Origin of the sequence: Bradyrhizobium sp. CCBAU 53351, from assembly GCF_015291745.1 — a bacterium.
In the GTDB taxonomy this organism is placed as follows: domain Bacteria; phylum Pseudomonadota; class Alphaproteobacteria; order Rhizobiales; family Xanthobacteraceae; genus Bradyrhizobium.
On record NZ_CP030059.1, the window covers coordinates 1,050,697 to 1,065,055 of the forward strand.

The window sequence follows — 14,359 nt, forward strand, 5'->3', positions numbered from 1 at the left end:
CAGGCGTCGCTATGTGACGAGATATCTGGCGACCGCCGCCTCGTCCCACGCAATCCCGTTCCCAGGCTCCTCGCTCGGCAGCGCAAAGCCGTCCTTGATCTCGAGGCGCGTCGACAGCACGGCATCGGCCCAGTCGACATATTCCAGCCAATGCGCCGTCGGCGTGACGCAGAGTAAATGCGCGCTGACTTCAGAGAACAGATGCGAGGACATCTCGATGCCGGCAGCCTGCGCGAGCGCGGCGGCGCGCAGCCAGCCGGTGACGCCGCCGATCCGCTGCACATCGGGCATCACGTAGTCGCAGGCTTCCGCCGCGAGCGCCGATTGCATCGAGAACGCACTGTCGAAATTCTCGCCGATCTGGACGGGCGTATGCAGCGCATCGGCGATGCGGGCGCAGCCGGCATAATCGTCGTGGCGGATCGGCTCCTCGATCCAGCTGAGGCCCTCGTCGTCGAGCATCTCGCCGCGACAGATGGCGTCCGTCACCGTGAGCGCCTGGTTGTAGTCGCACATCAGGGTGACCTCGTCGCCGACTGCTTTCCGCACCGCGCGGACGACGGCTAGATCCTCCCGCGCGTCGGTACGGCCGACGCGGATCTTGGCGGCCCGAAACCCTTCAGCCAGCAGCTTGTGCGCCTCGTCCACGGCGGCGCCCGCCGGCATGATGCCGAGCCCCTTCGAATTGTAGGCCTTGACCGGTTTCGGGGCGCCGCCGAGCAGGCGCGCCAGCGGCAGCCCCTTGGCTCGGGCGAGCGCATCCCAGGCCGCCATGTCGATGCCGGATTGCGCCAGTCGCTGCAGGCCGGCGAGGCCCAGCAGCGTGAAGCGCTGGGTTAGCTTGCGCTCGATCTCGAACGGCAGCAGCTCGTCGCCGGCGAGCAGCTCTGACATTTCCGCGACCATCGAGGTCAGCGGCTTCAAGGCCGACGGCGTGATCGAGAACAAATAAGCGTGCCCGCGCGCGCCATGGTCGGTCTCGCAGTCGATCAACACGAGCGGCGCCTTCGCCACGTCCCCGGTCGAGGTTTTGAGCGGCAGGTTCATCGGCACGATCACGGGACGCACGTGAAAGCGCTTGATGCGGATGGTCTCGGTCATGGGCGCTGGCTCCGATCAATGCAGATTGATGCCGATCTTAAACATTCGTCATGAAACGAAAAGGCGCCCGGTCCGACCACCATGAAAGGGGGTTGCGCGTGTCAGCGTTTTCTGGGCTCTGTGCCGCCGCATTCCTTGCCGCAAATTCCAGGAGTTTGCGACAAAAAGGTACACAACGGAGCCATGGCGTGAAACAAGAGATATCCGAAGAACAGCGCAAGAACGGGATCCTCATCGGGGCCGTGATCGCCTTCCTGCTGCTCGCCTTGCCGCTCGCGGTGTGGCTGGACCTGACCGAGCTCTCCAAGACCGCGCTGCGTCGGCAGGCGGTCGATCTCAACTCGGTGATCACGAGCGTGCGCAGCTATTACGCCTCCAACGTGGTCGGGCGCGTGCTGGCGAACCCTGACGGCACCACCAAGGTGGTGCACAATTACGAGTCCGTGCCGGGCGCGATCCCGATTCCGGCGACGCTGTCGCTGGAGCTCGGACGGGTCATCGGCGCACAGCAGGAGAACATCACTTATCGCTTCGTCTCGGACTTCCCGTTCCAGAACCGCGCGTCGCACCAGCTCGACAAGTTCGAGAAGGACGCGCTCGACGCGCTCCGCAAGGATCCCGAGCAGAAGATCCTGGACACCGAGACTTCGCTGTTCTCGGACAAGGTTCGCCTGGTCGCGCCCGTCACGATGGGCCCGGCCTGCGTGAGCTGTCACAACAGCCATCCCGAGAGTCCGAAGAAGGACTGGAAGGTCGGCGACGTCAGAGGCATCCAGGAGGTGATCATCGCGCAGCCGATCGCCGCCAACATCTTCTCGTTCAAGTTCCTGCTGGCCTATTTCCTGATCGCCGCCGGCAGCGGCCTTTCGTTTCTCTCGCTGCAGCGAAGGCAGGCCGGCCGCATCAAGACCATGAACCGGGAGCTCGAATCCGCCAACGACTTCCTGGCCTCGCTGTCGATGAAGATCTCGCGCTACATCCCGCCGCAGGTCTACAAGAGCATCTTCTCCGGCCAGAAGGACGTCACCATCCACACCGAGCGCAAGAAGCTCACCATCTTCTTCTCCGACATCCAGAATTTCACGGCTACCGCCGAACGGCTGCAGCCGGAGCAGCTGACCCAGCTCCTCAACGAATATTTCACGGAGATGTCGGCGATCGCCCATGATCATGGCGGCACCATCGACAAGTTCATCGGCGACGCCATGCTGATCTTCTTCGGCGATCCCGAGACCAGGGGCGACCGCGCCGATGCGCAGGCCTGTCTGCAGATGGCCTGGCACATGCAGCAGCGCCTTGCCGAGCTCAATGCGAAATGGCGGGCGTCCGGCATCGAGCAGCCGTTCCGCTCGCGCATGGGCATCAACTCGGGCTATTGCAATGTCGGCAATTTCGGCAGCTCCGACCGCATGGACTATACCATCATCGGCGCCGAGGCGAACCTCGCCGCGCGGCTGCAGTCGATCGCCGAGCCCGGCGGCATCGTGCTGAGCTACGAGACTTTTGCCCTGGTCAGCGACATCGTTCGCGCCCACGCTTTGCCGGCGATCACGATGAAGGGCATCAGCCGCGAGGTCATTCCCTATTCGGTCGACGCACTGAACGATGCGGGGGAGAACAGCGGCATCATCACCGAGCGCGCGCCGGGGCTCGAGCTGTACCTCGACCCGGCGGTGGTGAAGTCAGGCGATGCCGCGCGGGTGCGCGCGCTGCTGGAGAGCGCGCTGGCCTCGCTGAAGCCGGCGTGAATCTTCCGACCCTCCCCGTCACCGCGCGCACCCATCATCTCACCTTGCCGCCCCCTCCGTGAATGCCGTCTCGATCACCTCCCCAAATGGCTGCCACGACCGTCCGTCGAACTGCACCAGCCGCATCTGCCTGATCGGCAGATAGTTGCTCGGCGAGGTATTCATCCTGATGTCGGGCAGCGCGACGGAGGGGTTGTAACCCTTCAGCGAAGCCGCCTGGCGCATGATGTTCTCGCGTGACAGGTCGTCGCCGCATTGCTTCAGCACCTGCGTCAACGCCTCGGCCGCGGCATAGCCGTAGACCGCGGCGTTGTTGTTGGTGCTTTCGACCTGATGGTACTTTTCCATGAAGGCGAACCATTGCTTCATGGCGGGATCGTCTTTCCAGGCGGGATCGCTCGGGTCCTTCAGGAAGGCCGCCGAGATCACGCCGGCCGAATTCTCCAGGCCCGCGGGCGCCATCGCATTGGCGATCGAGGCGGAGGTGTCGTTGACGATGAAGACCGGGCGCCAGTTGAGTGAAGCCGCGAGCTTGATCACCTTGGAGGCCGTCGACGGCACGCCGAGGAAGACGAAGATGTCGGCGCCGGCGCGCTTGAGGATCGAGACGTGCCCGTCGAGATGCTCGTCGCCGATGTCGAAGGCGATGTCGACGAGGACATGGCGGTTGAGGTCGCCGAGGCCGTCCTGGATCCCCTTGTAGAGCATGCGTCCGAACTGGTCGTTCTGCCAGAGCACGACGATTTTCTTCCTGGGGTAATAGGCCTGGATGTAGTTGGCGTAGATGCGCCCTTCCGACCGGATCGACGGCTGCCAGCCCATGGTCCAGGGGAACGCCCTGGCCTGGCTCAGCTCCTCGTCGCCGGAGGCGACGAACAGTTGAGGAATCTTCTTCTCGTTCAGATACCAGCGCGCGGCGAGATTGCCGGGCGTGCCGAACGAGCCGAACATCAGGTGCACGTCGTCCTTCTCGACCAGGTTGCGCGTCAGCTCCAGCGCGGCCGACGGATCGGAATTGTCGTCGCGCGTGATGAAGCGGATCTTGCGGCCGTTGATGCCGCCGCGCGCGTTGATCATGTCGAAGTAAGCGGCTTCCGCCTGGCCGATCGCGCCGAATTCAGACAGCGGTCCGGAATACGGCATGACATTGCCGATGCGGATTTCCTTGTCGTCCGCCGCCTGTTCGGCGCGTTGCTGCGACATCGCCCCCAGTGAGGCGAGAGCGGCGATCAGAACGAACAGCACTTTTCCGGTGACGCGCATGCTCGACACCTTGTCGTTGGCCCCCAACGAGGTCGGCTCAATCCGCACCCAGGGCGGTTGATCTAGGTCAAGCGTTTGGCAATCGTGTGGCCTGGCAGGGGTTCAGGCGAGTGCACGCGGCGAATAAACGGCAGGCATGTTGACCGGCTGTCGCAGCGGGTTATGCGCCTGTGTGTGAGACGCCTCGCTGCCGGCGCAACCGCTACGGCAGCCCCCGCGCCTCCAGCTGATGCACCAGCAGCAAGGTCGGCTCGGCGAGGCTGTCGCCGGAGCCGTCGAGGCCGAAGGCGCTCGCGATGCCGTCGCGGCTGCGCAGCAGCGCGCTGCGCGGGCAATGGCCGGCGCCGCAGAGCGTCTTCTTCAAGGTCTCGCCCTGCGCGACGGTGCCCGTGGAATCGTCCGCGGCCCAGGCCAGCACGATCGGCACATCGACGTTGAGGATGCCCGGGAAAACCGAGCGCTTGTTGTACTGGCTGACGTCGCTGCCGAGATAGGCCTTCTCGCTGTCGCTCGCCTCCTTGCCGACGCGGTAGATGCCGGACACCAGCACGACGGCGGCGACATCGGCGCGATCGGTCTGCAACTCGGGATGCGCCAGCAGGGTGGCGACATGGAAAGCGCCCGCGCCGTAGCCGACCGCAACGATCTCGCGGGCGTCGCCGTTGAACAGGTCGATATTGCCGTGAACCCAGGACAGCGCCGCCGCCACGTCGGTCGCCCCGGCGGGCCACGTCGCCGCGGGCGCCAGGCGATAGTTGACCCGCACGCCGATCAGGTCGTTGCGCGCGGCGAAGCACATCGCTTGGTCCTGGATCTGGCGCGACAATTCCGGCGCGGCGCGGTCGCCGGTGAAGGTGTCGCCGGTCACGAACAGCAGCACCGGCCGCGGCGTGTCCGCCTTGGTGGCGCTGGTGGCGACATCGAGCACATTGGCTTCGCTCTCGCCGTAGCGCAGGCCGCGCGAGAAGGTGACTTGCTCGCAGAGCCGTGCGGTGCCACCGGCGGTGGTGTCGGAATCGGTGAGGCCCGCCTGCACGAGATCGGAGGGCGGAGGCAGCCGGGCCGGCAAGGGACCGTGGGCGGAAGCTGCCGTCGCGGCGAGAACCAGGAGAAATGCGAGATGATTCTTCATTTTGATGCTAGCGTTGCGCTCTCATATCGGCTCTCGCGTTTGGCCTGTCTTTTCAATTCGCCTTTATAGTTTTGTGTCGGCTTGAGGCAATTTCGCGGCGTGCCACGCTCGTCGGGATATGCCAGGGTCCGAAGCTCACCCAAATGCAAGTTGCAAAGTCATCCCGCCCAAGGCTGCCGGAGCGTGCGCCTTGGTCCCCGGCGGACCTGCGTGGCGCTCAAGCGCTGCCGATTATCGATAGCTATTTTAGCTCAGGCTTAGAATGGCCGCCCCCGTTACCGTCAAACGCCACTGCCGGCTTAACGCGTGTGACAGAATCCGGCCAGAGTGTCGTAGATCGGTCAAATACACTGATAACTCGAATAGGATACTAGCGATCTCGTCGGCGGATTTTCCGCCGCGGGAACACAGCATGGCGAATGTCATTCAATTCCGCTCGAAGCGTTGTGACGCCGAAGCGCCGAAGGGGCCTTGCGGCTCAAAAAAGTACGTTGGGGCAGCCGCATTGTGCGCGAGCGCAGGAGATGCGCTCGGCCTACTGACCAGCCAACTCGAACTTGCCATCCAGCATGCGCGCATCATCGAACCGCGTATTCACGATCCCGAAATGCGTCGGCTATTCAGCGATCGGATCGAACTCACCCAGCGTTTGCTCGAAGTCGCGCATCTCAAGATATTGCTCCTCCAGTTCGGGGCGCCACCTGACGATAGCCGACGCCCTGCTTTTCCGGGAAAATAACGATGCGAACCAATCTGCCTATTACCGTAACCGAGTATCCGCTCACGGATGAGACGCTGATTGTCTCGAAGACCGATCTCAAGGGTAAGCTGACCTATTTCAACGATCAATTCGTCCAGGCCTCGGGGTTCACTGAACAGGAACTCGCCGGACAGCCGCACAACATCGTTCGGCATCCGGACATGCCCCCTGAAGCCTTTGCCAATCTCTGGGAGACGCTGAAGAGCGGCAAGCCCTGGGCCGGTGCCGTCAAGAACCGGCGCAAGAACGGCGACTATTATTGGGTGATGGCCAGCGCGACGCCGATCTGGGAAGGGGAAGGTGTCGTCGGCTACATGTCCATCCGCACCAAACTGCCCCGAGACCAGCGCGAACAAGCCGAACAGGTCTACGCAGCGATCCGGGAGAAGAAGGCGGGCGCCTTCAAGATCGAGGCGGGCATGATCCGCAAGCGCTCGATTTTCGACGTCCTTGCTCCATTCACGAGGTCCTTCAAGGCGCGTCTGACCACGATGGTCGGCGTGCTGTCTCTCGCGATGCTGGTCATCGGTGCCGTCGGTTTGCTGGGGTTGAAGGAAGTCAATCAGCGCGCCAAGTCGATCTACGAGGATCGCTCGGTTCCTCTGGCCCAGCTCTTCGAGATCAACGACCGCATGAAGGAAAATTCGCTCGTCATGTTGCGATCCGCTATCGAGGGACGTAACCGCCGCGATCTCTCGGAGGTCCAGGGTATTATCACGGCCAACATCGGACGGATCACCAGGCTCTGGTCGGACTACATGTCCACCTACTTGACCCCGGAAGAGAAGTCGGTCGCGGAGTCGTTCACCCCGAAGCGCATCGCGTATGTCGATCATGGCCTCAAGCCGGCGCTCGCAATGCTGGCCGACGGAAAATATGACGAACTGAACGTTCACATGACCGGCAGGGCGGCGGACCTTTTCCAGGCTGCGAAGGTGGACATGGATCGTCTGGTCTCGATTCAGGTCAAGGAAGCAAAGTTCGAGTATGACGCAGCGGAGAGCACGTTCCTCGTTGCGGAAGTCGCCGCGATTGCCGCGCTGTGCCTTGGTCTGCTCTTGGCGGCCTGGTTCTCCGTGGCGACCGTCCGGGCCATCGCAAGGCCGCTCGGCCATCTGAACGACATCATGTCGAAGATCGCGCAAGGGGTCTTCAACAGCCGCGTCAATGTCGAGCGAGACGACGAAGTTGGGGTTGCACTGCGCAATCTTCAGGCGCTCCAGGCCAAGCTTGGATTCGATCGGGAGGCGCAACGCGATATGGAGAGGCGCGCAGCAGCCCAGCGTCAGGCCGATATGCGCCGGCTGGCGGGCGAGTTCGAAGCCGCCGTGGGGAACATCATCGAAACCGTGGCGAGCGCGGCAACGGAGCTCGAAGCATCCGCTGGAACGTTGACGAGCACCGCTGAATCGACCCAGCAACTGTCGATCGCCGTCGCGGCGGCTTCGGAGGAGGCATCTACCAACGTGCAATCCGTCGCCTCGGCGACCGAGGAGATGTCGTCCTCAGTGACGGAAATCAGCCATCGCGTACAGGACTCCGCCAGAATGGCGGCTGAGGCGGTCACTCAGGCCCGGCAGACCAACGACCGTGTCAGCGAATTGTCGCGAGCTGCCGCCCGGATTGGCGACGTCGTTGAGCTGATTCATAGCATCGCGGGCCAGACCAATTTGCTGGCGCTCAACGCGACGATCGAGGCCGCGCGCGCCGGGGATGCTGGTCGGGGCTTCGCCGTCGTGGCGTCCGAGGTGAAGGCGCTGGCGGAGCAGACGGCCAAGGCGACTGGAGAGATCAGCCAACAGATCACTGGTATTCAGGTAGCGACACAGGAATCGGTCGTCGCGATCGGGACGATCGGAGAATCGATCGGCCGTCTGTCCGAGATCTCGGCGGCGGTCGCTGCGGCGGTCGAGGAGCAGGGCGCCGCGACCCAGGAGATCTCCCGCAACGTGCAGCAGGCGGCTCAGGGCACGCAGGACGTCTCGTCGAACATCACCAACGTGCAGCGCGGCGCGTCGGAGACGGGATCAGCCTCGTCTCAGGTGCTGTCCTCGGCGCAGTCGCTGTCGATCGAGAGCAATCGGCTCAAGACCGAAGTCGACAGGTTCCTGGCGAGCATCCGCGCGGCTTAAAGCGGCTGGGCGGTCTACTGTGCATGGGGTTGTTTTCGAAGTTTTGTTTTGGGCGGCCTGTCAGGTCCGCTTCATGGTCCGGAACGTGACGGAGTAACGGCGCGCCTCGACCGGCGGGATGCTATGCTCCCATTGCGAGCGCGCCTCACCGTCCATCATGTAGAGCGAGCGCGGCTGCGCCTCGAGCGTGTGGCGCTGCCATTTGTCGCCGCTGCGGCGGCGGAAGCGGAACTTGCAGGCCGAGCCGAGCGACAGTCCGAGGACCTTGTCGAAATGCGGCTTGTCGCGGTGCCAGCCGATGCCGACGCCGACCTCGTATTCGGTGCAGAGCACCTGCTGGACGCTGGCCTCCGCCAGCCCCGCCCACGCCTCGGCCCGCCGCGCGATCGGCAGGAGCCAGGCCGGGATCGGCTCCGCCTCGGCCAGCCGTTGCAGGGAATAGTCATAGCGGTAGCCGAACGACGCCACCCGGCGGTTGCCCTCGAACGCCCCGAACTGGAAACGCTCGAGCGGCAATGCTGCGATGCGGCCGATCAGATCCTGCTCGACGGCGGCTTCGATAAAATTGTCGACATAGCGAAGTCCGGAAGGCCCAGCTTCCGGCTCAGCGAATAATCCGAGCTGCGTCATTCCTCGCATTTCCGTGACGGAACCTTTTGCCGGCCCAAGCGACTTACATATGACGCGGGAAGGAACGTGCGAGAGGCTGTCATGGCACAGAAGCATACCGCCGATCCGGCAGAGATCATGCGGGCGACCGGTCACCCCGAACTGGAATATGCCGCCGGCTGGACCATCGCCGGTCTGGTCACCATCGGCACCATCGTCGCGGCCTGGGTATTCGCGATCTAGGCCGTTGGAAACCGAAGCTCGAAGGCGGCCCCCTCGTCGGTCGGCCTGAGGCTGATCGAGCCGCCATGGCTCGCCATCACCGCGCGTGCGATTGCCAGCCCCATCCCGGTGCCGCCCTGGTCGCGGCGGGTGGTGAAGAACGCGTCAAAAATCCTGTCGCGGTTCGGCGCCGAGATCGGTTCGCCGTCATTGCTCACCGTCAGACGCAGGGTCGTCCGCTCGAAGCTCACCTCCAGCCGGATTGACCGCGCCTTGTGCCGCACAGCGTTGTCGGCAAGATGCGACAGCACGATCAGCGCCTTTTCGCCGGACATGCCGATGGCGCGGTCGAGGACGCCGCTCGCCTCGATTGAGCTCGCGGGAAACCGGCTCTTGAGGTCGGCGATCACCGGCGCGAGCTCGGTGCGCTCGTTCTGCGGCAGGCTCTCGGCGCGGGCGAGCTCGCGCAAGCGCTGCGCCATCGCCTCCAGCCGCTGCGTGTCGGACAGGATGTTGGCGATGAACGTGTTCTGCTCCGCCGGCGTCAGGCTGCCCGCTTTGCCCTGAACCGAATCCTGCAACAGCTCGGCCGCGCCCTTGATCGAGGTCAGCGGCGATTTCAGCTCATGGGTGAGGTGGGCCGAGAATGTCGCGATATAGTCCGAGCGCCGCGCCAGCTGCTCGGCCATGCCGAGGAAGCTGTGCGAGAGCTGGGCGAACTCGCGCGTGCCGTAATGCCGCAGTGGCCGAAACGCCTCGCGGTCGCCACGGCCGATCCGGGCGGCGCGGTCGATCAGCTCGCGCATCGGCAGGGTGATGGTGCGCGAAAACACCAGGCCGATCGCGATCGTGCCGAGGATCACGGCAAGTCCCGCCAGCACGAACTTGGCCCGCTCCTGGTAGAGATGATCGAAAATGTTGCTCGGCGTCCGCGTGGTGTAGATGACGCCCGCGACGCGGTTGTTGACGATCACGGGCATCGCCGAGAACACGTGCACGCCAAGGCCGCGGCTGAAGGAGTAGATCGGCGGCGGCGGCTTGTCCGGCACGCGGTTGCGCAAGGTCGCGCGGTATTGCCCGTGCAGCGCGTCCGCGACCTCCTCGATATGGGCGAGCGACTGCCCGACCTCCTGCCGCCCGGCAACGACGACGCCCTGGGGATCGAGGATCCGGAAGCCCGCCAGCGTCACCTTCTGGGTCTCGCGGATGATCGGCGTCAGTCTTGCGCCGATCTCGACATAGCCGGGCTGCGCGGGCTGGGACGCGGGCAGCGCATCCGGTCGCCGCCGCAGCAGGTCGTTGGCGGTGAGATCGAGCGCGGGCCGGATCGGCGTGACCTGGTCGCCGGGGTCGGGCAGCACGTTCGGCGGCACCTCGGGCCCGAGCGTCAGGCCGTTGTCGAGCCTTGCCGTGACCTCCTGCGCATAGATCGTCGCGAGCACGCGGCTCTGCGCGATCAGCTCGGCCTGGGTCTGGCGGATCAGCTGGTTGTCGTAGAGGCGGAAGAAGAACAGGCCGACCAGCGGCAGCACGGCGACGGTGGCTAGCACCGTGAAGATCACGAGGGCGAGCGACGGCCGCCATTTGTCGGGCGCCGCGCTCATGCCTCTTTCTCGCAGCGGCCGAGCTTGAAGCCGACGCCGTGGATGGTCTCGATCACGCTCTCGCAATCCTGCGCCGCGAGCTTGGCGCGGATGTTGCGGATGTGGCTGTCGATGGTGCGGTCGGAGACCTGGATGTTGAGTTGATAGGCCGCCCGCATCAGCTGCTCGCGGTTGAACACCGAGGTCGGCCGCGTCAGGAACGCACGCAGGATGCCGAACTCGATCGCGGTCAGCTTCAGCGGCGTGCCGGCAAAGGACGCGACGTGCTGCTCGGGATCGATCAGCAGACCGCCCTGGGAGAGCGTGCTGGCGTCAGCCTTGACCTCGCCGTTGCGCGGGCTGAGGCGGCGCAGGATGACATTGACCCGCGCCACCAGCTCGCGCGGGCTGAACGGCTTTGTCACATAGTCGTCGCCGCCGATTTCGAGACCGAGGATGCGGTCGATCTCCTCGTCGCGCGCCGACAGGAACAGGATCGGAACGTCGGAGGTCTTGCGCACCTCGCGGCAGACGTCGAGGCCGTCGAACTCGGGCATGCCGATGTCGAGCACGATCAGGTCGGGCTTGTCGGCGGCGACGCGGAGAAGCGCCTCCTTGCCGTCGCGGGCCTCGATCACGTCCATGCCGGCCTTCTTCAAGGCGACGCGGATGACCTCGCGGATGTGGCCTTCGTCGTCGACGATGAGGATGCGATGCGCCAAGAAACTCTCCGCTCACCCGACCGGCCGGCTGCCGGACGGGTCTTTCGCCAGCGCGTCCAGCCGGCGCTGCAGCCGCCAGCTCCGAAAGCCCCAGCTCCGCCAGGCCAGATCCTGGCGCTGCTGTTCTACAAGGCGGTCGCGTCGCGACACAAGGCAGCTCTCGGGAGTGCCGGGTCGAAGCATGATCGCCTTGTCAATGGCGGGCAGCGCTTGCGGTCCGAGCGTCAGGAGATAGTTCATGTCGATCTGCAGGCCGTTGCCCGAAGCTTCCCGGCTGTGGACCACATTGTAGTCGGCAATGAAGGCGTCGAAGTTCACCAGCGAGCAGCCATAAAGCGAGATCGCGAGCGCGATCAAATTGGCGCCCACGAGCCATTGGTTGGATCGGTCGAGGACGATGCGGGCGACGACCAGGATCAGTCCGAGCGCGACCAGTCCCATCCAGATGAACGCCGCGATTCGCCAGTATGTCAGCATGTAAACATCGACGTAGAGGTCGAGACGCAGGATTGAGGAGGCGACGAGAAGGACGTTCTGTCCCACCCAGAGATACACCAGCGGCCGGATGACCTTCGATTTCTCGGCCGGCCCGCCCGGCCGCATCGTCACCAGCACGAAGGCCGCGGCGAGCAGGGCGGTTACGATCAGCGGGTAGGCACCGCGATGCGCGTAGCTCGCATAGGTCAGATTGTCGGGCAGCGCCAGATGGCCCCAGAGATAGATGCCGTCGAGAACGGACTGCGCCGCGAACAACAGATTGAACAGGATCAGAGAGCGCAGGATGGTGGAGGGACCAAGAAATTCCACCGAGACGAGCGATGGAAGCGGAGGCGGCTCTACGGCTTCGGCGGCGGTGGTGATTTTCTTGCGCCGCCAGCGCACATGGATGAACGGCCAGACCAGCGCCAGCATCAAGGCCCAGAACAGCACGCGCGGGATGCTGATATATCCGAGGATGAGTTTCGGATTGAGCAGGGACAGCCACTGCTCGATCACCGGATTGGCCGCGGCGAAGAGCGCCACGAAGACGGCGCTGAGCGCCGCCGGCATCAGCCAGAGCGCGATGCCGCGGGTGAATGCCGACGCGTTCAACGCTTGGGGCGCATCGAGAAAGAACCTGAAGGGACCGAGCAGGACGAAATTGCGCAATGCGCGAACGCGGTCGGCGAGGCCGGTCGCTTCCGCGTTGGTCACGAGCTGCAACGCAATGGCCATCGAGGCGACAAGGATCAGGAACGACAAACTGTTGAGCTCCTCGACAACAGGCACCAGCCCGACGGCGAGAACGGCCGAGCCGATCATGGCGCGGCGCAGATCCAGCGCCGCACGATTGAAGAGCACCGATACGCCGGCGAGCGCGATCGCAAAGAGCGTCAGCGACAGCCCGATCCGCTGCCCGTAGAACAGCCAGTCGGCGAGTGCGGCCAGCAGAAGCGCGAGGCCGACCTTGGCCGGGATCGAGGAATGACCGATCGGCTTGATCTCTTCCACGATCGTCGAAGCCAGACTTGTCATATCGGTAAGACCTTTCGTGATGGTTGGCATCACGAAGTCTGAACGTCGTTTGTGCAGAAGGCGGGATCACCGTCTGCATGGTTTCAGGAGTCTTTTGCAGTTTTCGTGCAGGCATGCGTTTGCCCCTCGCGCGGGGCAAATCGCTTTGATAAGTGCGAAGCATTCGCCGCTCCTCACATGTGATGCATCATGCAATTCCTCGGTCGTATCGGTCTCATCCTGCTCTGGCTGGCTGCGCCTCCCCTTGCATTCGCTGCCGCGAACAAGAACGATCCTTATCTGCTCGTGATGCGTGGCGCTGGAAACGTCGTGCTTGTCGTCGCAAGCATCGCGATCGTCATCCTTCTGCTGCGCAAAGGACGTTGGCGCACCATTGCGGGCAAGCTGCTCGTCATGCTCTGGTGCCTGCCGCCGGTCCTGATGACCGCGGCGCATCTGAAGTTCGAGTGGCGCAAGCACGAGGTTCTCGGTGCCAGTGCCGCCGAGGCGCGCCAGCTCGGGCCTCATTTCATGGTCGGCTATTCCTCCTTCCCGGAGGTTGCGCGCCTTGCCAAGCAGGGATTGATCAGCGGCGTCTACGTGACCCGCCACAACATCCGCGGCAGGACCGTCGAGGCGCTGCAGGCCGAGATCGCGGCGCTCCAGGACATCAGGCGCTCAGCGGGCCGGCCGCCGTTGATCGTCGCTGCGGACCAGGAGGGCGGTATCGTCGGCCATCTCGCGCCGCCGCTGACGAAAGTGCCGGCCCTGGCGACGCTCGCCGGGCTTGCTCCCGACGACCAGCAGGCCAAGGCGCAAGAGTTCGGCCGGATCCACGGCCGCGAGCTCGCCGGCCTCGGCGTCAACCTCAACCTCGCCCCGGTGCTCGATCTCAAGCCGCCGGCGCGGCGCAACCGGCTCGATTTCCACACGCTGATCGGCCAGCGCGCGATCGCGACCGACCCGGCCGTCGTCTCGACGATTGCGGGCGCCTATGTGCGCGGGCTGGAAGAATCCGGCGTCGGTGCCACGCTCAAGCATTTTCCCGGCATCGGCCGCGTGCGCACCGACACGCATCATTTCAGCGCCAATCTCGACACGCCGGTGAAGGAGCTCGAGGCATCCGACTGGCTTCCGTTCCGCGAGGTGCTGTCGCATTCGCGCAGCGCGCTCATGGTTGGCCATGTCACGCTCACCGCGGTCGATCCCGATCGCGCCGCATCACATTCGAAACGCGTCGTCGAAGGCGTCCTCCGGCAGGCATGGGGCTATCAGGGGGTGGTGATGACCGACGACCTCGTGATGGGCGCGATCTACCAGAACGACGTCTGCAAGGCCGTGGTCGAAGCGGTCAATGCCGGCGTCGATTTGCTGCTGGTCGCCTATGACGGCGCGCAGTTCTACCGCGTCTTCGCCTGCGCCCTGGACGGGGCGCGGCAGGGCAAGCTCGATGCCATGATGCTGCATGCGAGCGCGGCGCGGCTGGCACGGGGCTTTTCGACCGAGCAGGCGCGCGCGGCCTCAGGCGTGATCCGCATCGTCGGTACGCATTAGCTTCTCCTGCATGTCGAGCGAGGTCTAGGCCTTTGCCGC

At 64.5% G+C, this 14,359-nt stretch carries 12 protein-coding genes; 5 read left to right on the plus strand and 7 right to left on the minus strand.

The genetic code is table 11. From position 1 onward, the window contains the following. Window positions 1-9: 9 nt before the first annotated feature. The gene (locus tag XH83_RS05025; RefSeq protein ID WP_194405951.1) at window positions 10-1,101 is read right to left on the minus strand and encodes an enolase C-terminal domain-like protein; all 1,092 of its coding nucleotides are present in this window, start codon (window positions 1,099-1,101) and stop codon (window positions 10-12) included. 188 nt (window positions 1,102-1,289) lie between these two features. Here XH83_RS05025 and XH83_RS05030 point away from each other — a divergent pair, with 188 nt between their 5' ends. Next, complete coding sequence (locus XH83_RS05030; protein WP_194405952.1) at window positions 1,290-2,849, plus strand: adenylate/guanylate cyclase domain-containing protein; 1,560 nt, start codon at window positions 1,290-1,292, stop codon at window positions 2,847-2,849. 39 nt (window positions 2,850-2,888) lie between these two features. Here the strand turns inward: XH83_RS05030 and XH83_RS05035 are convergent, their stop codons facing one another. Further along, complete coding sequence (locus XH83_RS05035) at window positions 2,889-4,112, minus strand: ABC transporter substrate-binding protein (protein WP_194408173.1); 1,224 nt, start codon at window positions 4,110-4,112, stop codon at window positions 2,889-2,891. Between the two features lie 202 nt (window positions 4,113-4,314). After that, entirely contained in the window at window positions 4,315-5,244 is a 930-nt protein-coding gene (locus XH83_RS05040) for an alpha/beta hydrolase (RefSeq protein WP_194405953.1), read from the minus strand. Between the two features lie 412 nt (window positions 5,245-5,656). Here XH83_RS05040 and XH83_RS05045 point away from each other — a divergent pair, with 412 nt between their 5' ends. Both XH83_RS05045 and XH83_RS05050 read left to right on the plus strand, forming a co-directional pair. Next, the gene (locus XH83_RS05045) at window positions 5,657-5,983 is read left to right on the plus strand and encodes a hypothetical protein (protein WP_194405954.1); all 327 of its coding nucleotides are present in this window, start codon (window positions 5,657-5,659) and stop codon (window positions 5,981-5,983) included. A gap of 2 nt (window positions 5,984-5,985) precedes the next feature. Next, window positions 5,986-8,136, plus strand: coding sequence for a methyl-accepting chemotaxis protein (locus tag XH83_RS05050; protein WP_194405955.1), 2,151 nt, complete (start codon window positions 5,986-5,988; stop codon window positions 8,134-8,136). A gap of 60 nt (window positions 8,137-8,196) precedes the next feature. On the opposite strand, the gene XH83_RS05055 is transcribed toward XH83_RS05050, so the two are convergent. Further along, complete coding sequence (locus XH83_RS05055) at window positions 8,197-8,766, minus strand: alpha-ketoglutarate-dependent dioxygenase AlkB (protein ID WP_194405956.1); 570 nt, start codon at window positions 8,764-8,766, stop codon at window positions 8,197-8,199. Window positions 8,767-8,847: 81 nt separating this feature from the next. Between XH83_RS05055 and XH83_RS05060 the strand changes: the two genes are divergently transcribed. After that, complete coding sequence (locus XH83_RS05060) at window positions 8,848-8,988, plus strand: hypothetical protein (protein ID WP_164718835.1); 141 nt, start codon at window positions 8,848-8,850, stop codon at window positions 8,986-8,988. On the opposite strand, the gene XH83_RS05065 is transcribed toward XH83_RS05060, so the two are convergent. Genes XH83_RS05065 through XH83_RS05075 form a run of 3 tightly spaced genes read right to left on the minus strand, consistent with a single transcriptional unit; the run spans window position 8,985 to window position 12,787 of the window. Then, window positions 8,985-10,571 carry an ATP-binding protein gene (locus tag XH83_RS05065; protein WP_194405957.1) on the minus strand — a complete coding sequence of 529 codons (1,587 nt, stop codon included), beginning with the start codon at window positions 10,569-10,571 and terminating at the stop codon, window positions 8,985-8,987. The genes XH83_RS05060 and XH83_RS05065 overlap by 4 nt on opposite strands. Continuing rightward, entirely contained in the window at window positions 10,568-11,272 is a 705-nt protein-coding gene (locus XH83_RS05070; protein ID WP_194405958.1) for a response regulator, read from the minus strand. The genes XH83_RS05065 and XH83_RS05070 overlap by 4 nt, the downstream gene beginning before the upstream one ends. 12 nt (window positions 11,273-11,284) lie before the next feature. Next, entirely contained in the window at window positions 11,285-12,787 is a 1,503-nt protein-coding gene (locus XH83_RS05075) for a DUF4173 domain-containing protein (RefSeq protein ID WP_194405959.1), read from the minus strand. A gap of 189 nt (window positions 12,788-12,976) precedes the next feature. On the opposite strand from XH83_RS05075, the gene XH83_RS05080 reads away from it, so the two are divergent. Further along, on the plus strand, window positions 12,977-14,320 hold the full coding sequence (locus tag XH83_RS05080; protein ID WP_194405960.1) for a glycoside hydrolase family 3 protein: 1,344 nt from the start codon (window positions 12,977-12,979) through the stop codon (window positions 14,318-14,320). Window positions 14,321-14,359 lie beyond the last annotated feature (39 nt).